This is a genomic window from Herbaspirillum sp. Her3, from assembly GCF_057961275.1.
Window position 1 is genome coordinate 1,621,576 of sequence record NZ_CM176328.1, and the last position, 23,587, is coordinate 1,645,162.

The 23,587-nt window shown below is 60.7% G+C and carries 14 protein-coding genes and 1 tRNA gene; 7 read left to right on the top strand and 8 right to left on the bottom strand.

The window, feature by feature from the left end; all coding sequences use genetic code 11:
* Positions 1–84 precede the first annotated feature (84 nt).
* Both ACVC5H_RS07440 and ACVC5H_RS07445 read left to right on the top strand, forming a co-directional pair.
* Positions 85–9,153 carry a two-partner secretion domain-containing protein gene (locus ACVC5H_RS07440; RefSeq protein WP_489621707.1) on the top strand — a complete coding sequence of 3,023 codons (9,069 nt, stop codon included), beginning with the start codon at positions 85–87 and terminating at the stop codon, positions 9,151–9,153.
* Between the two features lie 9 nt (positions 9,154–9,162).
* Positions 9,163–9,579, top strand: coding sequence for a hypothetical protein (locus tag ACVC5H_RS07445; protein WP_489621708.1), 417 nt, complete (start codon positions 9,163–9,165; stop codon positions 9,577–9,579).
* A 201-nt stretch (positions 9,580–9,780) separates the two neighbouring features.
* On the opposite strand, the gene ACVC5H_RS07450 is transcribed toward ACVC5H_RS07445, so the two are convergent.
* Positions 9,781–10,886 (bottom strand): IS3 family transposase gene (locus ACVC5H_RS07450; protein ID WP_489620920.1). Its coding sequence is split into 2 segments (ribosomal slippage): positions 9,781–10,640 and positions 10,640–10,886, totalling 1,107 coding nucleotides; the frame shifts between segments, so codons are not numbered across the junction.
* Positions 10,887–10,954: 68 nt separating this feature from the next.
* Here ACVC5H_RS07450 and ACVC5H_RS07455 point away from each other — a divergent pair.
* On the top strand, positions 10,955–11,827 hold the full coding sequence (locus ACVC5H_RS07455) for a tyrosine-type recombinase/integrase (RefSeq protein ID WP_489621709.1): 873 nt from the start codon (positions 10,955–10,957) through the stop codon (positions 11,825–11,827).
* A gap of 89 nt (positions 11,828–11,916) precedes the next feature.
* On the opposite strand, the gene ACVC5H_RS07460 is transcribed toward ACVC5H_RS07455, so the two are convergent.
* The 3 genes from ACVC5H_RS07460 to ACVC5H_RS07470 all read right to left on the bottom strand — a co-directional run bounded on the left by ACVC5H_RS07460 (position 11,917) and on the right by ACVC5H_RS07470 (position 13,129).
* Complete coding sequence (locus ACVC5H_RS07460; RefSeq protein WP_489621710.1) at positions 11,917–12,285, bottom strand: Rap1a/Tai family immunity protein; 369 nt, start codon at positions 12,283–12,285, stop codon at positions 11,917–11,919.
* A gap of 137 nt (positions 12,286–12,422) precedes the next feature.
* Positions 12,423–12,498, bottom strand: a tRNA-Thr gene (locus ACVC5H_RS07465).
* A gap of 124 nt (positions 12,499–12,622) precedes the next feature.
* Positions 12,623–13,129, bottom strand: a complete 507-nt coding sequence (locus tag ACVC5H_RS07470; RefSeq protein WP_489621711.1) for a hypothetical protein — start codon at positions 13,127–13,129, stop codon at positions 12,623–12,625.
* Positions 13,130–13,431: 302 nt separating this feature from the next.
* Between ACVC5H_RS07470 and ACVC5H_RS07475 the strand changes: the two genes are divergently transcribed.
* Positions 13,432–13,758: a plasmid stabilization protein gene (locus ACVC5H_RS07475; RefSeq protein WP_489621712.1), complete on the top strand. Its 327-nt coding sequence runs from the start codon at positions 13,432–13,434 to the stop codon at positions 13,756–13,758.
* A 223-nt stretch (positions 13,759–13,981) separates the two neighbouring features.
* On the opposite strand, the gene ACVC5H_RS07480 is transcribed toward ACVC5H_RS07475, so the two are convergent.
* The gene (locus tag ACVC5H_RS07480) at positions 13,982–15,133 is read right to left on the bottom strand and encodes a branched-chain amino acid ABC transporter substrate-binding protein (protein WP_489621713.1); all 1,152 of its coding nucleotides are present in this window, start codon (positions 15,131–15,133) and stop codon (positions 13,982–13,984) included.
* A 202-nt stretch (positions 15,134–15,335) separates the two neighbouring features.
* On the opposite strand from ACVC5H_RS07480, the gene ACVC5H_RS07485 reads away from it, so the two are divergent.
* The 3 genes from ACVC5H_RS07485 to rpiA all read left to right on the top strand — a co-directional run bounded on the left by ACVC5H_RS07485 (position 15,336) and on the right by rpiA (position 18,823).
* Positions 15,336–15,848, top strand: coding sequence for an Lrp/AsnC family transcriptional regulator (locus tag ACVC5H_RS07485; RefSeq protein ID WP_008331218.1), 513 nt, complete (start codon positions 15,336–15,338; stop codon positions 15,846–15,848).
* A gap of 448 nt (positions 15,849–16,296) precedes the next feature.
* Complete coding sequence (locus tag ACVC5H_RS07490) at positions 16,297–18,060, top strand: cation:proton antiporter (protein WP_489621714.1); 1,764 nt, start codon at positions 16,297–16,299, stop codon at positions 18,058–18,060.
* Positions 18,061–18,142: 82 nt separating this feature from the next.
* Positions 18,143–18,823, top strand: coding sequence for a ribose-5-phosphate isomerase RpiA (gene rpiA, locus ACVC5H_RS07495; RefSeq protein WP_489621715.1), 681 nt, complete (start codon positions 18,143–18,145; stop codon positions 18,821–18,823).
* Between the two features lie 85 nt (positions 18,824–18,908).
* On the opposite strand, the gene ACVC5H_RS07500 is transcribed toward rpiA, so the two are convergent.
* From ACVC5H_RS07500 to argA, 3 genes are all read right to left on the bottom strand, one after another.
* Complete coding sequence (locus ACVC5H_RS07500) at positions 18,909–21,656, bottom strand: M16 family metallopeptidase (protein ID WP_489621716.1); 2,748 nt, start codon at positions 21,654–21,656, stop codon at positions 18,909–18,911.
* A 134-nt stretch (positions 21,657–21,790) separates the two neighbouring features.
* Positions 21,791–22,066, bottom strand: coding sequence for an oxidative damage protection protein (locus tag ACVC5H_RS07505; protein ID WP_017453994.1), 276 nt, complete (start codon positions 22,064–22,066; stop codon positions 21,791–21,793).
* Between the two features lie 94 nt (positions 22,067–22,160).
* The gene (gene argA, locus ACVC5H_RS07510) at positions 22,161–23,474 is read right to left on the bottom strand and encodes an amino-acid N-acetyltransferase (RefSeq protein ID WP_489621717.1); all 1,314 of its coding nucleotides are present in this window, start codon (positions 23,472–23,474) and stop codon (positions 22,161–22,163) included.
* Positions 23,475–23,587: the final 113 nt, after the last annotated feature.

Here is a 23,587-nt window from a genome sequence, read left to right on the forward strand (position 1 = left end):
CCTGGCAAGCAAAATCTTGCCAACCGGCAACGACAAACAAGGAATCGACAGCCGGTCATAACGACAACAACACCCGGGGTGTTCATGAACCGTCAGCGTTACAAGCTGGTTTTCAACCGGCATCGCGGCCAACTAATGGCCGTTGCAGAAATCGCCTCCAGCATCCAGCACCATGGCCGTACGTTGGCCGGTGTCGGCAAGATGCCGGACCTGTTACCGTCGGCCCTGCGCTTTTCGCTGCTGTCCGTGGCGCTAGCCCTGGCCATGAACACGGTGGCGCATGCGCAGATCCTGGGCGACCGAAATGCCCCGCGCACCCAGCAGCCCACCGTGCTGGTCACGCCCAATGGCGTACCGGTGATCAACATCCAGACGCCCAGTGCGGCAGGGGTGTCGGTCAATAGCTACCGGCAATTCGACGTCGGCGCCAATGGCGCCATCCTCAATAATGCGCAAAGCACCACGGCCACCCAGCTCGGTGGCTATGTGGCGGGCAATCCCTGGCTGGCCACGGGCGCGGCCAGGGTGATCGTCAATCAGGTCAATTCAGCCAACCCCAGTTATTTACGCGGCTACCTCGAAGTGGCCGGGGCGCGGGCGCAGGTGGTGGTGGCCAATCCGGCCGGCATCACCTGCTCGGGCTGCGGCTTCATCAATGCCAGTCGCGCCACGCTCACCACGGGCGTGCCGCAACTCGTCAACGGCAGCCTGGAGAGCTATCGCGTGGCCAGCGGTGCTGTCAGCATCGAGGGCAACGGCATGGACGCCAGCCGCACCGACTACGCCGAGATCATCGCGCGCGCGGTGCAGGTCAATGCCGGCATCTGGGCATCAGAACTGAAGGTCAGTGCGGGCCTGAACACGGTGAGCGCGGATCACGCCAGCGTGGTCCCCGGCGTGGCCCCCACCGACGCCACGCCTGCGCTCGCCATTGACGTGGCGCAACTGGGCGGCATGTATGCGGGTCACATTTACCTCACTTCCACGGAGCACGGTGTGGGCGTGCGCAACGCCGGCAACATCGGCGCCTCGGTGGGACAGGCGGTGGTGACCGCCGATGGCCGCCTGGAGAACCGCGGCAGCATTGGTGGCGAGGGCAACGTGCAAATTGCCGCCGCCAGCCTGGACAATCACGGCAGTATCGGCAGCGGCGCCAATCTGGTGGTGCAGACCTCCGGCGGCATCAACAACAGCGGCACGCTGCAGGCCACGGGCGATACCAGTGTCACTGCTGGCACCGTGGACAACAGCGGCAATGTACTGGCGAGTCAGGGAAGCTTGACCGTCAGCAGCAGCGGAGCCACCAGCAACAGCGGACGCATGCTGGCCGCGCAGTCGGTGAGCCTCATGGCAGCCAGCCTGGACAACAGCGGCAGTGTCGGCGCCAACGGCGTGCTGGCCGTGACCACGGGCGGCCTGCACAATACCGGTGAGCTGGGCGGCCAGAGTGCGGCCACCCTCACCACCGCCGCACTGGACAATGGCGGCAGCATCGCCAGTGGCGGCACGCTGGCCGTGCAAGCCAGCGGGGCGGTGCAGAACAGCGGCAGCATCGGTGGCGAGGGCAGCGTGGAGATTGCGGCCGCGAGCCTCGACAACCGCAACAGCATCGGCAGCAGTTCTACCCTGGCGGTGCAAGCCTCCAACGGCATCAGCAACAGCGGCACGCTGCAGGCCACGGGCGAGGCCAGCGTCAATGCCGCTACCCTGGACAACAGCGGCACCTTGCGAGCGAGCCAAGGCGCATTGCACGTCGCCACCAGCGCCGGCACAAACAACAGTGGCCGCATCGAAGCCGCGCAGTCCGTCGGCCTCAAGGTGGGCAGCCTGGACAACAGCGGTGGCCTCAATGCCGGTGACCGCCTGCGCATCGACGCCGCACAGGGCATGACCAACAGCGGCACGGTAGGCGCCAATGGCAGTGTGGAGGTGCAGGCCGCGAACTTTTCCAACCGGGGCACGCTGGCGTCCAGCCGCGATGCCGTCAGCGTGGCGGCCAGCGGGACGGTCAGCAACCAGGGCCAGGTCAGCGCGGCGCAATCGCTCACCCTGAAGGCCGCCGGCATCGATAACCACAATGGCAGCCTCAGCGGCAATGAGCTGCGCATCGACAGCCAACAGCAGGCGCTCGACAACCGCCAGGGCCAGATCAGTGCGCAGGGTGACCTGCACGTGGCCAGCGGCACTCTCGACAACGGTGGCGGCAACATCGTCGCGCAAGGCAAGCTGGACATTCGCAGCGGCGAGCTCGGCAATGACGGCGGCCTGCTGCAAGCGGGCGATGCACTGAGCATCGACGCCGGCAGCAGCACCGTGCGCAACACCCATTCCGGCAGCACGCGCGGCATTGTCGCGCAAGGTCCGCTGAGCGTTGCAGCAGGCGCGCTGGTCAATCGCGGCAATGTCTCGTCCAACGGCGACATCATCCTCAAGGCTGCCAGCCTCGACAACGATGCCGGCGTGATCGGCGCCAATGGCAGCCTGGCGGTGGACAGCAATGGCACCAGCAATCGCGGCGGTACGATGCAGGCGAAGCAGGGCATGGACATCCAGGCCGGCAGCGGCAGCGTGGACAACAGCGGCGGCCTGATGCGTTCGGATGGCACCGTCAACGTGCAGGCCGCGTCCGTGCGCAACGACAGCACCCAAGGCCAGGACCAGGGCATGGAAGGCGCCACCGTCAACATCGCGGCGGCCGACATCAGCAACCGCCAGGGTGCGCTGCGCGGCGACGCCATTGCGCTCACCGCCAGCGCTCGCATCGACAACACCGCTGGGCTCATCTCCGCCACCCACAGCGCCAGCCTGACTGACGCCAACCCCGCCAACCGCACGCTGGCCGTGGACAACAGCAACGGCACTATCATCGCCGGACAGCAGACCAGCGTTTTAGCCTATTCCTTCACCGGCAGCGGCAAGCTCTTGAGCCAGAAAGACCTGCGCCTGGACCTGGTAGCATCGATTCTTCATACCGGCCAGATAGGGGCCAGTGGCGACATCGACCTGCGCACGGCCGGCACCTTTACCAATGCCGGCGCGGTCGGTGCGGGCGGCACGCTCACACTGACGGCCGCCACCATCGACAACCAGGCCAGCGGCTCACTGGTGGGCAATACCCTGAAACTGAAGGCCACCGACATCCACACCTTCATCAACCGTGGCCTGATCGATGGCGTCAACACCGTCATCGAGAGCAGCACCGTCAACAACCTCGGCACCGGCCGCATCTATGGCGACAACATCGCCATCGGTGCGGATGTGTTGAACAACCAGGCCGAGACGGTGGATGGCGTCACCAGTGCGCCGGTCATTGCGGCACGCAACCGGCTCGACATTGGTGCGGGCGTCATCAACAACAGCGAGCACGCGCTGATTTATTCGGCGGGAGACATGGCCATCGGCGGGGCGCTGGATGCCAACAAGCACGCCACCGGTAGTGCGCGAGAGGTCAACAACAGCAGCGCGACCATCAATGCGGATGGCAATCTCAGTATTGCGGCCGGGACCATCAACAACACCAATGCGCATCTGGAGACGACGGATCAGACGGGGCCGGGCAATCGCATCGTCAACTTCCGGCTCAACGGGTCGTCGCAATTACTGGATTCCAATTCGGCCTGGCTCTACAACCGGGGTTCCGGAGAAATCCTCGATGCCGCCAACTGGCGTGCCATGGGCGATGAGGACAACTATCGCCTGCTGCTGCCTTCGACCGCCTACCCGGCTGAGCGCTATGGCCCCCCGTTTGATTATTCGCATGGGGACCGTGGTGACAATGCCGTGGCGATGGCTTATTCCCCGCCCTTCACCTCGGGTGGTGGCGGTGACTCCGAGGTTATCCATTATCCGGCGGTCATCAATTACAAGCCGACAGACCGTATCTGGGCAGTCATGGGGGTGACGCCGCCGGCCGAGGACCCCGGCCCGGGCCCCGGCCCGGAGCCACAGCCCGGCGAGGCCTGTTATGAATCCTGCGTCCCGGTGCCGGTCCCAGCTGACGTCTACGATGCCTGGAGATCTGTCTATAATGTCTGGAAGCCGAAGTACGACGCCTACCTTGCAGCGCTCCTACAGCTCAACGACAAGATCACCGCCTTTAACAACAACGTCAACAGCCGCTCCTACCGCGAATGGACCATCTACGACGGCACCGAGCAGATCACCCGCACGGTCGTCACCAAGAGCGATCCGGGCATGATCACCTCTGGCGGCAACATGAACCTGGTGGCCGGCAGCGTCAACAATTACGCCAGCCAGGTCATCGCCGGCGGCACGCTGGCCGGCGATAGCGTCAACGGCACCGCCATCAACAACACCGGACCGCTGGGCCGACAGCGCGTGGTCTCGACGGGCTCGGCCAGCTACACCTACGTCAAGAGCCACACCTTCAGCGCCGATGATCGCCGCTATGACGATGCGCCTTACCAGTCGCAGGACATCGTGACCAACTTCCAGTTGGACATCACCCCGACCAGCGGCGCCGGCCCCAATCGCGCCAATTCAGTGCGTGCTGTGGCTTCGTCGGTCTCAGGCGCAGCGGGGGCGACCGCAGGCGCGGCCAGCATCCGCATCGCCAACCTTGACCTGACGCTACCCAACAATGCGCTCTACCGCATCAACGCGGGCCCGGCGCAGCGCTATCTGGTGCAGACCGATCCGCAGTTTGTGGGCACGCGCAACTGGTTGTCCTCGGACTTCATGCTGAACCAACTGGGCGCCACGGCCAGCGTGCGGCAACTGGGCGATGGTTTCTATGAACAGCAACTGGTCCAGCGCCAGGTGCAGCAGATCACCGGCCAGCGGTATCTGGCTGGATACAGCAGCAATGAAGCGCAATACCAGGCCTTGATGAACGCGGGTGTGCAGGTGGCGCAGGCCAATCATTACACCGTGGGCGTGGCGCTGACCGATGCACAGATTGCGGAACTGAAGACCGATATCGTCTGGCTGGTCAAGCAGAACGTGACGCTGGCCGATGGCAGCACGCAGGAAGTGCTGGTGCCGCAGGTGTATATCCACGCCTCCAATGTGGAAGTGACCGGGCAGGGCACGCTGATCGCGGGCAATGACGTGGCCTTCCAGGCAGCACAGGATATCGTCAACAGCGGCGGCACGATTGCCGGGCGGCAGAGCGTGTCACTGGCGGGGAACAATGTGCAGAACCTGGGTGGGCGTATCAGTGGCAGTGCTGTCACGGTGGCGGCTGCGCAGGACGTCAACAACCTGGGCGGCGCCATCGACGGCAGCAGCAGCGTCACGCTGGCGGCCGGACGCGACATCAACGTCAACAGCACCACCGTCAGCACGGCCAATGCCGTCACCAGCGGTACCAACATCAACCAGATCGCCAGTGTCAGCGGCAAGGACATCACGATGGCCGCAGGCCGTGACCTGACGGCCAATGCGGCCGTGGTTGCGGGCACGGGCGACGTCAGCCTGGCCGCAGGCCGCGACGTGAGCCTGGGTACGGTCAACGAGAACTTCCGGCAGCAGATCAGCTGGGCCAACGACAGCGGCGCTTCGAACTGGGTCAGCACACTGACCGGCCCGAATCTGGTCGACCAGTCCAACGGCGCCCACGGCATCAGCGAGAGCGGCGTAAACCGTGCCACGCTCACCGGCAGCAAGGACGTGAGCACGCAAGTCAGCGGCAACAACATCAGCATCCGCGCGGGCCAGGACGTGGTGAGCAAGGGCGCACAGGTCGTGGCCGAGGGGCAACTCAGTGCAGCGGCGGGCCGGGATGTGCGTATCGAGACGGCCAACGAATCGGGCAGCGCACGGGATGAGCACCAGCACAGTTCGGGCGGTTTGCTCACGGCCACCTCGGTCAAGACCGATGATTCCAGCAGCTACAGCCGGCAGGTGGGCAGCACCTTCTCGGGCAATACCGTGGCGGTGCAGGCGGGCAATGATGTGAACGTGACGGGCAGCGATGTGGTGTCTACCCAAGGTACAGCGGTGGTCGCGGGCAATAACGTGAACATCGTGGCTGCGACCGATACCAGCACGCAGCGCAACTTCCGTCAGGAGACCACGAGCGGGGTGATGGGGGCGGGCGTTGGGGTGACGGTGGGTAGCCGCATGCAGAGCCAGGACGTGGATGGGCAGAGCAAGACGGCGGCTGCGTCGACGGTGGGGAGCGTGGAAGGCAACGTCAGTATCGTCGCGGGGAATCGCTATACGCAGGTGGGCAGCGATGTGATGGCGCCGAAGGGGGATGTCGATATTGCGGCCAAGTCGGTAGAGATCAAGGCGGCAGAACAAGCAAGCCGAACCGTCACCGAAGACAAGTTCAAGCAAAGCGGTGTGACCCTATCCGTGACCAGTCCGGTGATCTCGGCGATGCAGTCAGTAGACCAGATGGCCGATGCGGCGAGCAAGACCAAGAGTGGCCGGGCGCAGGCATTGGCGGCGGCGACGGCGGGCATGTCGGTGTATAGCGCGGTGGGAGCTGCGCAAAAAGCGTCTGCCGATGGCAGTGGCAACATCGGCATCAGCGTCATGGCGGGCAGTAGCCAGAACGGTAGCCGTAGTGAACAGAATACGGTGACGCAACGCGGCTCTACCGTTGCTTCGGGTGGCAACATGAGCATCCGTGCCACAGGCGACGGGGCCAACAGCAACATCACCATTGCGGGCAGCGATATCAATGCCAAGGGTAATCTGGCGCTGAAGGCGGACAACGATATCAATCTGATCGCTGCGCAAAATACGGATGAACAGCATAGTGACCGGTCGTCGTCTTCGTGGGGCGTCGGCTTTACTGCGCAGTTTGGGACCAAGACCCAGTTCGGTTTTACGGCCAATGCTGCGGGTAGTCGCGGTAATAGCGATGGCAAGGACGTGTCCAACGTCATGAGCCAAGTGCGCGCGGGTGGGCAGGTCAATATCGATTCTGGACGTGATACGAATCTGGTGGGCGCCACGGTCTCGGGCGACCAGGTGGTGGCCAATGTGGGGCGTGATCTGAACATTGCCAGTGTGCAGGACACCAGCAGCTTCAAGAGTCGTGATGAGAGTATTGGTGGTAGTGCCACCATCGGGTATGGCTCGGGAGCTAGCATCAGTGCGAGCCGTAGTCGTGTTGATGCGGATTACGCCAGCGTGGGCCAGCAGTCTGGGATTACTGCGGGTAATGGCGGATTCCAGATCAACGTCAAAGGCAATACAGACCTGAAGGGTGCACAGATTGCCAGTACGGATCAGGCGGTGGAACAAGGCAAGAACAGCCTGACCACGGGAACGCTGACCAGCAGTGATATCCAGAATCGGAGTCAATACTCGGCGGAGAGTCAGAGTGTGAGTGCTGGCACCTCGCAAGGCAAGCCAAGTGGCGGCATCGGCATCGGGAATGCTTCGGGTAGCGAGACGAGCGTGACACGTAGTGGTGTTTCTGGTAGTGCTGTGAAGATCACCGATGCAGAGGCGCAGCAGGCGAAGACCGGCCAAAGTCCGGATCAGGCTGTGGCCTCGTTAGATACGTCTGTGCGTACCGGCAAGGACAGCAGCAACAGTCTTGCCAAGAACTGGGATGGCAATCAACTACGTGAGGATGTGGAGGCGCAGGCCAAGATTACGCAGGCGTTTGGGCAGCAGGCGTCCAAGTTGATCGGGGACTACGCTGAGCAACAGCAGAAAAAGGCTGCTGACTTGCGTACGCAGGCAAACGCAGCAACCGATCCAGCCGTCGCTAAGGAACTCAATGATCAGGCCAGCGCGCTTGAGAGCAATTGGGGACCGGATGGGACGATGCGGGTTCTGGCACACTCCATTGTGGGTGGACTCACGGGAGGTCTTGCCGGGGCGGCTGGCGCAGCAGCGGGAACCTTGACGGCGCCAAACGTAGCATCAGCCTTGGATAAGGCGGGTGTTGATCCTGAACTGGCGAAGGCGTTGACGGGGTTGTCGAGTACCTTGGTGGGTGCGGCTGTTGGTGGGACTGCGGGTGGGGCTGCGGCTTACAACGAAGTTGTAAATAATTATCTCAAACATGAAGAGGCACAAAGATTAAGCAAGCTTCGCGATAAGCAGCAGATCGGACAATGCAATAGCGATTGCGAAACGGAAATTAAATCGTTGGAAGAGCTGGATAAGAAACGTGACTTGGAATTCCAGGCTTGTATAGGTCAGTCAACTCCTGCTTGTGCGCAAGTCGTGAAGGACGTGAGGCAGGCAGCAGCTGAATATGTCAGGGATAAAGCTCTACTTTCTGCAACGACTTTTTCGTATGCATCTGCCGAAGCTAAGACACTGGACATGGCTCGTCAGACCATGGACGGATATACGGTTTGGAATATCGGCAAGGGTACGGTAAATACTCTTGCAGACGCGATATCGGCGATTAGTTCGGCTGCTGCAACAGGGTTCAATGCATTAATGCAAGATCCCACTGCTAAGGCAGAGATGCAACAGGCTCTGGGTGCAGCTTGGGATCTTTTGAAAAATCCGGAAAGCTGGCCCCAATTAATCGGTGCGATGTCACCCGCTCAGCGGGAGCAATTGGCTCAGGCATACGAAACCGGAGACGGAAAATACATCGCCAAGACGATGGGAGATCTTCTGCTTAATGTACCAAGCGGAGGCGCTGCAGGCACAATTAAGAACGTCGCGAGAACCGCTGAAGAACTCAAGGCGATTGAGAAGCTTGCACTTCGTACCGGTGTGGAACGCGTTGTTGAGGTTCCTGCAGGGGCGAAGGGGAATTGGGAGCCGTCGATCAACACTGGAATAACCGGGCAACTGGCTCCGAAGACAGCATACTTGCTGGATAATGGACATACTTACATCACCGATGCGTCAGGCCGGGTGACCAAAGTTGAAGGGAGTTTGAGCCTCAATACTATGGATCGAAACGCCTACCAACAACTTTGTGCTGGTAAGAGTGGGTGTGCAGGGGATGATGGTGGGCATTTGATTGCGAGTAGTCTTGGCGGTGCTGGTGATCGAATCAATATTGTTCCGCAGGCTTCAACGCTGAATCGGGGTGATTGGAGAGCAATGGAGGACTATCTGAGGAGTGAGCTTCAGACCGGAAAGACCGTCGATATTAGTATTGATGTTAGATATGACCTGTCTTCAATAAGACCGAATGAATTTAGGGTGCTGGCAACGATTGACGGAAAGTCTGTGCCATTTAGATTTCAACAATAAGGTAATGCCATGAAATTTGAGAACTTAGAGGAAGCGTATACGGCACTTGCGAGATATTTGCAGGCCTTTGTCGGGTCCCGAGCTTGGGATGTAGCTAGGTGCAAGATGGCTATATTTCAAAATATGGCGAGAGGTGAACAGTGCTTTGAATACAGAGGGGAGGTTCATGAAAGTGGCGGCTTCGAAGCTGATACCGAGGCAATTTGGAATGGATTGGATGCATCAATTTATATTCGTGATGTAATGCTTGAAAATACTGGTCATCGTATTTGGAATCTTACTTTTACGCTGTTCTCGGATGGGAAATTTGATATTGAATACAGTTATTCCAAGCCGAGTGGATATGAGGAAAATAATGAGTCTATTAGTGGTGACGAGGTTATGCAGTCACTGCAAAAAATGAGGCTCGACGGCGGCAAAAAATGATATCGGAAGGCCGAAAGAGCACCTAAAAAATCTTTGAGCTAAAGGTTGTGCCCCGGCAGGCGTGCCAGGCATCAATCGGTAGATATGTCCCATTACGGCCGAGGCTGTGTAAAAACGCAAATCTCCTGGGAAATCGTGGGCAGGGAGACCCCTACCGATGTCGAGAAAATTGAATACGGCTCGATTGACCTGCTCCCCAATTTAGTACGAGAACGACTTGGAGTCTGCGGTTAAAAAAGTCTCTGCAAACTGTTGCGGCGTCAGGTACCCAAGGGAACTATGCGGCCTCTCAAAATTGTATTCTCGTCGCCAGGCGGCAATGACTTCCCGAGCATGCCGCATCGAAACAAACCAATGTTCATTCAGGCATTCATCCCGAAACTTGCCGTTGAAACTCTCGATGTAGGCATTCTGCTGCGGCTTGCCAGGTTCAATGAAGTTCAGCTTTAATCCGTGTGCATAGGCCCAGGCATCGAGCACCTTACCGGCGAACTCGGGGCCGTTGTCGATGGTAATCGATTGCGGCAATCCTCGAAGCTCTGATAGTCGCGACAGCACCGATACGACCCGTGTGCCTGGCAGCGACGTATCAACCTCGATAGCCAGACATTCCTTGGTGAAGTCGTCCACGATGTTCAGGCAGCGCAATCGGCGACCATCAGCCAATCCATCCGATACAAAGTCCATCGACCAGCTCTGATTGGACATCGTCGTCCGAACCTTCAATTGCCGCTCCACGCCCGCAATCCGCTTCCTCTTGCGGCGCCTGACGCTCAGGCCTGCCTGCCGATACACCCGAAGCAGCTTCTTTCGATTGACCTGCCATCCTTCCCGCTGCATCAATACATGCAGACGCCGATAGCCATATCGGCGTTTTATGGCCGCCAGTTCGCAAAGACGTTGACGCAACTCCTCATCGTCAGGACGACGGGATTCGTAGTGATACAAGGAACGAGAAATTCCTATTAGCCCGCAGGCACGGGTTACGCCTAGACCGTGAACATGCATGATGTGCGTCACGGCGCTTCGCCTATCCTGCGGGCTTACCACTTTCGGCCGAGAACATCCTTTAGCGCAGCGTTGTCCAGCAGGCTTTCTGCCAGCAGCTTCTTGAGCTTGGCATTCTCGGCCTCCAGAGCCTTGAGCCGTTGGGCTTCGGATACCGTCATCCCGCCGAACTTGGATTTCCAGTTGTAGTACGTCGCGTCGCTGATGCCATGCTTCCGGCAAACCTCGGCTACTTTCATACCGGCTTCGGCTTCCTTGAGTACGCCGATAATTTGCTCTTCGGTAAATCGTTTCTTCATGCTGCCTCCGTATGGGGCAGACTCTACATCATTGCCGTACTAATCTCGGGGAGCAGGTCACTGACACAATGGCCCAATTACTGGACCGCTATTCGCTGGAGGTGATCCCTGCGAAGAGCCTAAAACAGCAGCGTGATGAGAATCGCTATGCCGGTCAACTGCGTGCTGTGTTTGGAGAATTGCTGCTGACCGACATGCGGCCGCAGCTTGTCTATCAATTTCTCGATAAGTCACCCAAGAAGGTTGCAGCACGTCGCGCGGTCGCGCTTCTATCACATGCCTTCACCAAGGCAGTTGAGTGGGGCTATATCGACCGGCATCCTTTCATTGGCCAGATGCGCCTCGCGGCAAATCCTCCGCGCGACCGGTATGTGGAAGACTGGGAAATTGTCGAGTGCCTAGCTCTTCAGCGGCATGCGTCGGGTGGAGCTTCTGCAGTTCCTATAGTGCAGGCTTACATCAGGATCAAGCTGCTGACCGGAATTTCGAAGGGCGATTTGCTCCGCCTGCGGCCATCGCAGGACTTCAAGGATGACGGCATCCATGTGCAGCGTCGTAAGGTAAAAAATTCGACAGGGAAGCGCACCATTTATGCCTGGACGCAAGAGTTACGAGAAGAGATTTCTCATGCGATGGAGTTGCGGCCGAAAAAGGCGGACTGGTTGTTCTGTACCCGGAATGGGACTAGCTACTACAACGAGAAAAAGGATGACTACAGTGGATGGGATTCAGTTTGGCAGAGGTTCATGGGCCGTGTCATGAGAGAGACAAAAGTGAAGCAGTCCTTCACAGATCATGACTTGCGAGCTAAATGCGCCAGCGATGCAGAGACACTAGAGCAGGCGAGGGCGCTACTTGCGCATGCAGACAGTCGCACGACGAAAAGGATTTACCGCCGACGCCCGGAGATTGTTCAGCCGCTCAAAGGACGTTTTGACTGAAACTATCGGTAGCAAAAAGCGCCGCCCTGATCAAAAATCATGGCGGCGCTTCTATTTTTGCTAGCTGACTCGTGATCCTAGCAGCTCCCCTATTTGGGGTTATCAGGGCATGGCCATACCTTGATTAATGCTGAGCTGGTTAAAACTGCAGCGTTGACATGCCTGCTTTCTGGGTGCTCACGTAGATATGCGCTGACAATATCTACGATCTGGCCCGCTGTAGCCCCACTAGGCGGGCAGAACATCAGATATGGAGACGGTGTTCCTTTGGGCCTTACATATTCGAGGATATCGTGATGATAGGTAGAAGAGTCGACGACGCCCTGAATATAGAAAATTGCAGAAGCTAGTTCTGAACCCGTGCTTTGCAGCTTTGCATACAAATCGTTGCCCGTTCTAAACTGAGCAGCGCACGGTATTGACACCAATAGCATCAGCCAAAATAGTATTTTTTTCATAACCCCTCCGCTGACACCATGTTACCAAAAATGCATGGAAACGGTTATTGCGCAGGCAAATTTGGGAGGGGGAATAGCACAGTAGATAGCCAATAGCACAAAAGGGGTTCACGCATAGGCGTGAACCCCTTATAAAATGGTGCTGATGGGCGGAATCGAACCGTCGACCTACTGATTACGAATCAGTTGCTCTACCAACTGAGCTACATCAGCAAAAGTCCGCGATTATAGCCGGTTATTTCAGCTTCTTCCACTCCCCCCAGGAAATTTCCTGCAGACCTGGCCCAATGGGCAGGCAAGCCCCGCCCGCGCAGGCTGCGCCACCCGACCGCCACGCTCAGCCATCAATCTTCTTGTCCTCCTCCTTGGCCTCTTCCATGGCATCGGGCTCCAGCTCCTCGGCCGCGCGGTTGCAATAGATGAAATATCCCCAGGCCGCCAGCAATACGCCCGTACCAACCAGCAGCGCCGCCGCGTAGATCATGTCAGCAGCCTCTTCATGGGCGGCGCGGAAGGTCATCACCAGGCCCTCGATGGCCAGCGCCACGATCACCACCACGAAAAACCGCGACAGGAAGCGCCGCACCCGCGTCGGCGCACTGATGTTGGCGTCGCGGATGACCTCTTCCTCGGTAATGGTCTCGGCAATCTGAAAAGCTACCACCGCCGCCGCCAGAATGCCGATGGCCTCGATCAGCGCCTGCGCTTGCGCCAGGCCCAGTCCTTCCGTCACCGCGTCAAATCCCATGCGTGCGGCAATGGTAATCAGCGCCAGCGCACCCAGCGCAAACAAGACCGCAATCACCGCGTGCACCGCGCCAAATACGACCGTGACCTGTTTCATGGTGTCCTCCCGTCTGTTTTGCAATGAGCGGTTGGACTGATGAGGCGCAGAAAGGTTGTTAACAAGCTTAACTGGCGACATTTCCCTCTGGCATCATCGTCAGCTGCGACCTCAGGTCTCGCCACAGCGTGCAAAGCGGACCTGCTTCAGCAAGTCTTACAGGGATTTCAGCCACCGTCGGATAGCAGCCGGGAGGTAGCAGGAGAAAGATGAATCATGCCGATGGCCGTGAGCGGTCCATCGTCCGCACCCACCCACCACCCGGAGAGCTCAAGCCAGGTGCCAGCCCACAGGAGGCCGTCATGCCGCAAACCGCATGGAGCAACAAACGCGAACGCCAGTACGAGCACATCAAGTCCAGCGCCGTGAAGCGCGGCACCGGCACCAAACGGGCCGAGGAGATCGCCGCCCGTACCGTCAACAAGGAACGCGCCCAGCACGGCGAATCCAAGACTGCCAGCAAGACTTCCACCCAAGACATATCGCCGTCGCGTCGTGGCGGATTGCGCTCGCACGGCGGCGCGCGTGGCCGCACCTACAAGCAGCTCTATGCCGAAGCCGCATCGCGCGGTATCAAGGGCCGCTCGTCGATGAACAAGTCGGCGCTCGAAAAAGCGCTCGCTCGCTGAACGGCAGGGCCAGTCCGGAACTAAGAAAATAGTCTGGTCGCGCGAGCACAAAAACTAAGTAAACCTGGATAAGGTGTAAACAATTAAAACAATATTGGCGGTCAATCCGCCAAACCTTGCCGAACGCCCCAGCCCTGAAAACGCCAGCGCCTCCGACCTGCATCGGAGGCGCCGTGCTTTTTTCGCCCGGCGCAGGCCAGCCTGCGGGGCAGGTTGGCCGCGCTTACTTGGTCACGGCCAGCACGGTGCGCTGGCCACCCTTGTAGGTGTACAGGGTCAGCGAACCATCCTTGACGTCGCCCTTGGCATCGAAGGCGATCATGCCGGTCACGCCCTTGTGGCTGATCTTGGCCAGTTCGGGCAGGTATTTCTTGGGATCCGTCGAACCAGCCTTGGCCATGGCGTCCGCCACAGTCATGGTGGCATCGTAGGCATAAGCCGCGTTGTAGACCACATCGATGCCAAACTTCTTCTTGTAGGCCGCGCGGAAGTCATCCATGCCCTTCTTGCCGGAGGCATCCACGCCACCGGCTTCGGCACAGATCACCTGGTCCTCGCCCAGGCCATCCCCCGCCAGGCCGGGCAGGGAGCCGGTACAGATGCCGTCGCCGCCCATGAACTTGGCGCCGATACCCAACTGCTTCATCTGGCGCAGCATCGGGCCGCCCACGGCATCCATGCCGCCGAAGAAGATGACCTCGGGCTTCTTGCCCTTGAGCGAGGTCAGGATTGCACTGAAGTCGGTCGCCTTGTCATTGGTGAACTGGGTGGCGACGATGGTGCCGCCGACTGCCTTTGCGCCCTTGGCGAATTCTTCTGCCACACCCTGGCCATAGGCGGTGCGGTCGTCGATCACGGCGATCTGCTTTGTACCCAGCTTCTGCACCGCATACTTGCCCAGCGCAGCACCCAGCTGCGCATCGTTGGCGACCACGCGGAAGGTGGTCTTGAAGCCCTGCTGGGTATACTTCGGATTGGTGGCCGAGGGGGAGACCTGGGGAATGCCGGCATCGCTGTAGATCCTGGAAGCCGGGATGGTGGTGCCCGAATTGAGGTGGCCGATCACGGCAGCGACCTTCTGGTCCACCAGCTTGGTGGCCACGGCGGTGGCTTGCTTGGGATCGGAGGCATCGTCTTCGCCCAGCAGTTCGAACTTGACCTTCTTGCCGCCAATGGTGAAGCCCTTGGCGTTCAATTCATCGACGGCCATGCGCGCGCCGTTCTCGTTGTCCTTGCCCATGTGGGCGTTGGGACCGGAGAGCGGGCCCACGTGGGCGATCTTGACCACTTCCTGGGCATGCGCGGCGCCTGCGAATGCCAGACCAACAGCAGCGGTTAATGGAATAATGGGAATAATGGCGCACTTGAGTTTCATAGAATTCCTCTGTAGATTGGATTGATCACTTTTAATGTTTTGTCTCACAACACAGTTTTATTCAGATCCTTGTTGCGGCGACCGGACGTTCCGCTTTGCTTTCGTCTCCGACTTTCTGAATAATGCGACGGTACAACATAAGAATCGGCCAAGCCAAGTTTTTTGAGTGGCCGGCCTCGAACAATCATCCTCGACCCCGCCCATGGCTGCCAAACTTCACACCCTCGACAAGGTGGACCGCAAACTGCTCAACATGCTGCAGAAGGACAACCAGATCTCCACGCGCGTGCTCGCAGAAAAACTGCATATCTCGCAGCCGACCTGCCTGCGCCGCATCCGCGAACTGCGCGAGGCCGGGATCATCAGCGCCGAAGTGGCGATGGTCGATCCCTTCGCACTCGGCTACGGCATGCTGGCCTTCCTGGAAATCTCGCTGAACAACCAGTCCGACCAGCACATGCAGGACTTCGAGCAGCGCATGGCCAAGGAGGCCGAGGTGATGCAGTGCTACTTCGTCTCGGGTGAATACGACTACTTCCTGGCCGTGCACGTCATCGACATGGACGCCTACTATCAGTTCGTGCGGCGCGTGATCTCGGGCTCGGGCAATGTGCGCCACTTCCAGTCGCGCTTCCCCATGAAGCGGGCCAAGTTCACCACCCGTATCGCCTTCGATGAAAAGGCAGTCGAGGTTCAGGTTCGCGTCCCGGGCTGAGCAGGACCGGCAAGCTCATCCGTGACGGTTTTGTTAGATTTCAGTGCCGGCCCTCCCATGAAAGCGGCATGATTTACTAAGTTTTTCATTTTCCGTCCGGGCACTCTCGCCCCGCAAGACTGCGTAATCTGAAGAGCAGGCACGCCGTTTGCATTGCAGTGCGCTTGCCAGTTGTGTTATTTTCGGGACATCCGGCAGTGCGCAATCAAGATGGTTTTCCGTCACTGCGTCTTCGCTAAAAGCAGTACCGTCGTCACCGGCAAGAAGAGCGGACACAGATCAGCATCCCGCGCCGGCGTCCGTAAGACCGGCCCGCCAGCAACACCAGCAATCCCTATCGTCCACCGTCCGCGGCCTGTGCTGCAGGGCGCAGCCTTGCCGGGGGCCGCGTTTGCCGCGCGCTGCCACCTGCCATCTCTACAGAACTACAGAAAGGAAATCCCGCACGATGCATGAAGTCGAGTTATTCATCCAGGACATGGCTATCATCATGCTCATTGCCGGCATCGTCACCGTCGTCTTCAACAAGTTGAAGCAGCCGGTGGTGCTGGGCTATATCGTGGCCGGCGTCATCATCGGTCCGCATACGCCGCCCTACGACCTGATCCAGGATGAGAAGACCGTGCACATTCTTTCAGAACTGGGCGTGATCTTCCTGCTGTTCTCGCTGGGGCTGGAATTCAGTCTGAAGAAACTGGCCAAAGTCGGCGCCACCGCCTTTATCGCGGCGGCAGCCGAGATCCTGCTGATGATCTGGATCGGCTACGAGATCGGCCTCTACTTCGGCTGGAAGCGGATGGACGCCATCTTCCTGGGCGCCATGCTGGCCGTGTCTTCCACCACCATCATCGTCAAGGCCTTGAACGAACTGGGCATGAAGAACGAGAAGTTCGCCCAGATCATCTTCGGCATTCTCATCGTCGAGGACATCCTGGCCATCGGCATGATCGCGCTGCTCTCGGGCGTGGCCACCAGCGGCTCGGTGGATTCCACCGAAGTCTTTACCACCGTGGGCAAGCTGATCCTGTTCATGACCGTCTCGCTGGTGGTGGGCATCCTGGCGGTGCCGCGCCTGCTCAGTTTCATCTCCCGCTTCAAGAGCAGCGAGATGCTGCTGGTGGCGGTGCTGGGCGTGCTGTTCGGCTTCTGCCTCCTGGTGATGAAGCTGCAATACAGCGTGGCCCTGGGCGCCTTCCTGGTCGGCGCGGTCATGGCCGAGTCGCGCGAGCTGCATCGCATCGAGCGCCTGGTGGAACCGATCCGCGACATGTTCTCGGCCATCTTCTTCGTAGCCATCGGCCTGCTGTTCGATCCCAACGTGCTGGTCAAGTACTGGATGCCGATCACCGTCATCACGCTGGCCGTGGTCTTCGGCAAGCTCGTCAGCTGCGGCTTGGGGACTTTCGTGGCCGGGCAGGGCGGACGCACGCCCATGCGCGTGGGCATGGGCCTGGCGCAGATCGGCGAGTTCTCCTTCATCATCGCCGCACTCGGCCAGAGCCTGAAGGTCACCAGCGACTTCCTCTATCCCATCGTGGTGGCGGTCTCGGCGGTCACCGCCTTGCTCACGCCTTATCTCATCAAGGCCGCCGACCCGCTCTCGGCCAAGGCGGTCACGCTGGTGCCGGCGCGCGTCTCGGGCTTGCTGGGCATGTATTCGCGCTGGCTGGAGAGCCTGCAACCTACCGGCGACCGCGCCGAACTCACGCGTATCATCCGCCGCATCCTGGTGCAGGTGATGGTGAACCTGGCGCTGGTGATCGCGGTGTTCCTCGCGGGGGCCTTCTTCGTGGATGGCCTGTCGCGCCAGCTGTCGGCCTGGACGCCGGACCCGGACGTGCAGAAGGCCATCATCTGGGGCTGTGCCCTGGTACTGTCCTTGCCCTTCCTGATCGCCACCTATCGCAAGCTGCAGGCCCTGTCGATGCTGCTGGCCGAGGTCAGCGTCAAGCCCGAGTTCGCGGGAGCGTATACTTCGGGGGTGCGCAAGATCGTTTCAGAGATCTTGCCCATCATGTCCATCGTGGGCATCATGCTGCTGATCTTCGTATTGAGCGCCAGCATCCTGCCGCCCCTGAACCTGCTGGCCTTCGTGCTGGCGGGCGCTGCCGGGCTGTTGTGGTTGCTGTGGAGCAAGCTGGTCAAGCTGCATTCGCGGCTGCAGATCGCGCTCTTCGAGACGCTGGACGAGCAGCCGGACGATGTACATTGAGCATGTCGATCCCGTTATCCGAGATTTTTTGCGTTGCCGAAATGCGAACGCACCTGGTTTATTTACGTTGAACTGACACATCATGACTCAAGACGAACTCAAGCAGGCCGTAGCCAAGGCCGCCATCGACTACGTGGTCGACGGCGAAATCATCGGCGTGGGCACCGGCTCCACAGCCAATTTCTTTATCGATGAACTGGGCAAGATCAAGCACCGCATCAAGGGCGCGGTCGCTTCTTCCGAGGCCACGGCCGAACGCCTGCGTTCGCATGGCATCACCGTGTTCGATCTCAACGAGGTCGAGACCATGCCCGTCTATATCGACGGCGCCGATGAAATCAATGGCACCGGCGCCATGATCAAGGGTGGCGGCGCTGCGCTGACGCGCGAGAAGATCGTGGCGTCCGTGGCGCAGAAATTCGTCTGCATCGCCGATGGCTCCAAGCTGGTCGAGGTGCTGGGCACTTTCCCGCTGCCCGTGGAAGTGATCCCGATGTCGCACGCCGTGGTGGCGCGCAAGCTGGCTGCGCTGGGCGGCGAGCCGCGTCTGCGCCTGAACAAGAATGGCGACAGCAAGCCGCTGGTCACCGACAACGGCTGCTACATCATCGACGTGCTGGGCCTGTCGATCACCGATCCGGCCGACATCGAAGACAAGATCAACAATATTGTCGGCGTGGTCACCAATGGGCTGTTTGCACGCCAGGGCGCCAACGTCTGCCTGCTGGGCACGGCTGATGGCGTCAGGAAGCTGGAGTTCTGAGGCGAACAAGCTCAGGCGTGGCTCAAACGAAAATGCCCGTGTTTTCCGACACGGGCATTTTTTTCGTCCTGATGCGAACGACGGCTCAGGGCTGGCGGGCCTTGGCCTCATCACGCGCAATCACCACCGTCATGCGCGCCGGATCGATGTACTTGCGCACGGCCGCATTCAGTTGTGCCAGCGTCAGGTCGGCCAGTTTGAGGTCCAGCTGCTGCTGCCACAGGAAACTGCGGTCCAGGTTCATCAGCGCGCTCCAGCTGGTGGCAATGCCGCTGTCGCCGGCGCGCTGCTGGTTGCGCTGCTGCAGGATGCCGGACTTGGCACGCAACAGTTCTTCTTCGGTAAAGCCATCCTGGATGAGGCGCGTGATTTCCTCGCGCACGGCCGCATCCACCTTGTCCAGGTTCTGCGGTGCCGCGATGGCCTGCACGGTCAGGTAGCCCGCATCGCTGATGGCGCCGATCTGCAAGCCGCTGTGAATGCCGTAGGACAGGCCATCCTTCTGGCGGATGCGGTCCGCCAGGCGCGATTTCAGGCTGGAGCCGCCGAGCAGGTAATTGGCCACGGCCAGCGCGGGATAATCCGGGTCGTCATCCCGCAGGCGGATGTTCTGGCGCGCCAGGTAGACGCCGTTTTCCTTGTCGGGCGTATCGATGAGGATGCGCGTGGCCGGGATCTCGGCCCAGGTCCGCAGTAGCCGCGCGTAAGGCGCAGCACTGCTCCAGCCGCCGAACGCCCGGTCGATGGCCGCGCGGGCGGCCTCGGCATCGAAGTCGCCGACCACGGCCACCTCGCCGTGCGAGGCGCCATAGAAACGCTGATGGAAGGCCTGCACCTGTTCCAGCGTCACTGCCTGCACGGCGGCGATGCGCTGCTCCAGTGTCCGCGCGGCGCGCCAGTCACCCTCCGGGTAATGGTCGAAGTGCAGCTGCAAGGCTTCGGCCGCGCGGGCCTCGGGCTCCTTGCGGGGGGCTTCGAGCGCGGCCACGGTTTCATTCTTCAACTGGGCAAATTCGGCCGGGTCCATGCGCGGATGGCGCAACACCTCGCCCACCAGCGCAATGGCCGGTATCAGGTTCTCGCGCGTGGTCTGGAAGCGGTAGACGTTGCCGTTGATCTTCAATCGCGTGAATTCATCGGCCAGCTGGCGGCGATCCAGGGCCCGGGTGCCGCGCATGAGCATGGCGGCGGTCAGCTGGGCCACGGCGCGCTGACCGAACAGGCTCCCTGCATCGCCGAATTCCAGGTTCATGCTCACCGAGACGGTCTGCCCGCGTGACTGCTTGGGCAGCAGTGCCAGCTTCAGGGCGGCGTGCGGCGGCTGGCCGGGGGCGATGCGGGTGGTGCGCTGTTCGATGTTGCCGGGCGCCGGATCGAAAGCTTCGCCGGAAGCGATGGCCGCGCGCGGCTGGTATTGCGCCAGCAGCGATGCCACGCTGGGGGCGGGTGGTACGTCAGCACGCTGTGGATGATCTTCCGGCAGGTAGAGGCCGACGGTGCGGTTGTCGCGGCGGAAGTAGCGGCCGGCCGCAGCGGCGATGTCAGCACTGGTCAGGCGCTGCTCCAGATCGCGTTCGATGAAGACCAGGCGCCAGTCGCCGCGCCCAATCGCGTTGGACATGGCCACGGCCATCATCTGCGGATTGTTCTGCAGCGTCTCGAGGTTGTTGGCGCTTTCGCGGCGCAGGCGCGCCACCTCCTCGTCGGTGGGCGGGTTGGCACTGAAGGATTCGACGGCGGCGATCATGGCTTGCCTGACCGGTTCGATGTCGGCGCCCGCCTTGACCTGCGCCACGATCATCTGCAGGCCCGGGGCAAAGCCGCTGAGCTGCATCGGGTAGACCGCCGTGGCCAGCCCCGTTTCCACCAGCGCCTTGTGCAGCCGGCCATTGGGCGTGTCGGCCAGGATGTCGCTGGCAAAGCCGAGGGCGGCGGCGTCCGGGTGCAGCAGGGAAGGCATCTTGTAGCCCAGCGCTACCAGTTGCTGGCCGCCCCGGCGGCGGATCACGAACTGGCGCTCGCCATCCTGGGTCGGTTCCACCGTCCAGAAGTCGGGCAGCTTGCGCTTGGGCTTGGGCAGGCGGCCGAAGCTCTGGTTGACCCATTGCAGCACCTGGGCCGGTTCAAACTTGCCGGCGATAAGCAGCACGGCGTTGTCGGGCTGATAGTAGGTGCGGTAGAAGGCTTGCAGGTTCTCGATACGCACGTTCTCGATGTCGCTGCGTGCACCGATGGTGCTGCGGCCATAGCTGTGCCAGTCGTAGGCCACGCTCTGCATGCGCTTCATCATCACGCGGGCGGGCGAGTTCTCGCCGGCTTCGTACTCGTTGCGCACCACGGTCATTTCACTGTCGAGGTCCTTGCGGGCGATCCTGGAGTTGACCATGCGGTCGGCTTCCATGGCGATGGCCCACTGCAGGTTGTCCCGGCCGGCCTCGAAGGTCTCGTAATAGTTGGTGCGGTCCAGCCAGGTGGTGCCGTTGAAGTTCATGCCGCGCTTGCTGAATTCCTGCGGGATCGCCGGGTTGTGCGGCGAGCCCTTGAACATCAGGTGTTCCAGCAGGTGGGCCATGCCGGTCTCGCCATAGTTCTCGTGGCGCGAGCCGACCAGGTAAGTGATGTTGACCGTCACCGTGGGCTTGGAATCGTCCGGCAGCAGGAGCAGCTTGAAGCCATTGGCAAAGCGGTATTCGCTGATGCCCTCGGCGCTGGGGCCTTGCGTGACGCCGGGCGGAAGTGCCGGTGCGGCGGCCGCCGCCGGGAGCAGCGGGGAAAAAAGGGTGAAGCCGAGACTGGCGGATAGCAGGGCAAGGCGCAGACGACGCAAGGACAAGATGGGCTCCAGCAGGAAGTCGGGAACGGAGCCGGCATTGTAGCGTCTGGCGCCGGGCTGAAAACATTCGCCGCAAAACAAACGCCGCCGTGGCGGACCAGGGCGGCGTGAGAAGCGGGCAATGCCGGGCGCGATTATTCGCTGGGCGGCGGCACGTAACCGGCTGCGGCATCGGCACCTTCGCCGAAGAAGTGCTTTTCCATCTGCGCGGCCAGGTACTTGCGGGCGCGGGCGTCGGCCAGCATCAGGCGGTTTTCGTTGACCAGCATGGTCTGGTGCTTGAGCCAGGCGGCCCAGGCTTCCTTGGAAACGCTTTCATAAATGCGCTTGCCCAGCTCGCCCGGATAGGGCGGGAAGTCCAGGCCTTCGGCTTCCTTGTTCAGTTTGATGCAATGGACCATGCGTGCCATGTCGATTCCTTGGTTCGTTAAGTTGAAATGCCTGGGACGGGCGGGCCGGCGATGGGGGTCAGCGTTTGAGCCTGCTCACGTCCTGACGGATAAATCAATAGAGGTTCTTGATCAAAACCTGCGACTTGCGTTGCCAGTTGTAGATCTGCTGGCGGTCCTGAGGCAGATCGTTGACGCCTGCCAATACGAAGCCGCGTTTCAGGAACCAGTGCGAGGTGCGCGTCGTGAGCACGAAGAGCTTGGTCAGTCCGGCTTCGCGCGCACGGGTTTCGATGTGCTTGAGGATACGGTCGCCGTCGCCCTGGCCCTGCACTTCCGGGTTCACGGTCAGGCAGGCCATCTCGCCCATCTTTTCCTTGGGGAAGGGGTAGAGCGCTGCACAGCCGAAGATGACGTTGTCGTGCTCGATCACCGAGAAGTAATGGATCTCGCGCTCGATCAGTTCGCGGCCGCGCTTGACCAGGGTGCCATCGGCTTCCAGCGGTTCGATCAGCTTCAGGATGCCGCCGACGTCTTCGATGGTGGCCTGGCGCAGGCTTTCCAGGTTCTCGTAGGTGACCATGGTACCCACGCCATCGTGAGTGAACAGTTCCAGCAGCGCCGAGCCGTCGGTGGAGAAGGGCACGATGTGGGCGCGCGAGACGCCGGCATTGCAGGCCTTGACCACGCTGGCCAGGTAGAAGGCGGCGTCGGCCGGCAGGAAGCCGGCCGAGAGCACGGCCTCGGCCTGGTGGGAGGATAGCTCGCGGATTTCGGCACCGCCGGCATCCTTCATCAGTGGCGTTTCAGAGAGGAAGATCAGCTTTTCGGCGCGCAGGGAGATGGCGGCAGAGACGGCCACGTCTTCCATGGTCAGGTTGAAGGCTTCCCCGGTGGGCGAGAAACCCAGCGGCGAGAGCAGCACGATGCCGCCTGCATTCATGATGGGCTGGATCACGTCGGCGGCGATCTTGCGCACCACCCCGGTCAGTTGCAGGTCCACGCCATCGATCACGCCCATGGGACGGGCCGTGACGAAGTTGCCGGAGATCACACGGATGGCCGAATGTGCCATGGGCGTATTGGGCAAGCCCTGGCTGAAGGCGGCCTCGATGTCCAGGCGCAGCTCGCCGGCGGCCTCCTTGGCGCATTCCAGGGCGGCGCTGTCGGTCACCCGCAGGCCATTCTGGAAGCGTGCCTCGACGTTGCGCAGGGCCAGTTGTTCGGCCACCTGCGGACGCGAGCCGTGCACCACCACCACGCGGATGCCCAGCGCATGCAACAGCGAGAGATCCTGGGCCAGCACCTGCAGGCCGCCGGCCGTGACCAGCTCGCCCGGAAAGGCGACCACGAAGGTCTTGCCGCGAAAGGCGTGGACGTAAGGCGCGACGGAACGCAGCCAGTTGACGAATTCGGTCTGTTTTTCCATGACGCGCATTATAACCACCGTCGCGGCGGGGCGCAGGTTTGCGGGCCGCTTGGGGAGCAGATTTCTTGCAAGGATGTTGCAAAGCCGGTCCATGGGAGCGGCAGCCTTCGCCC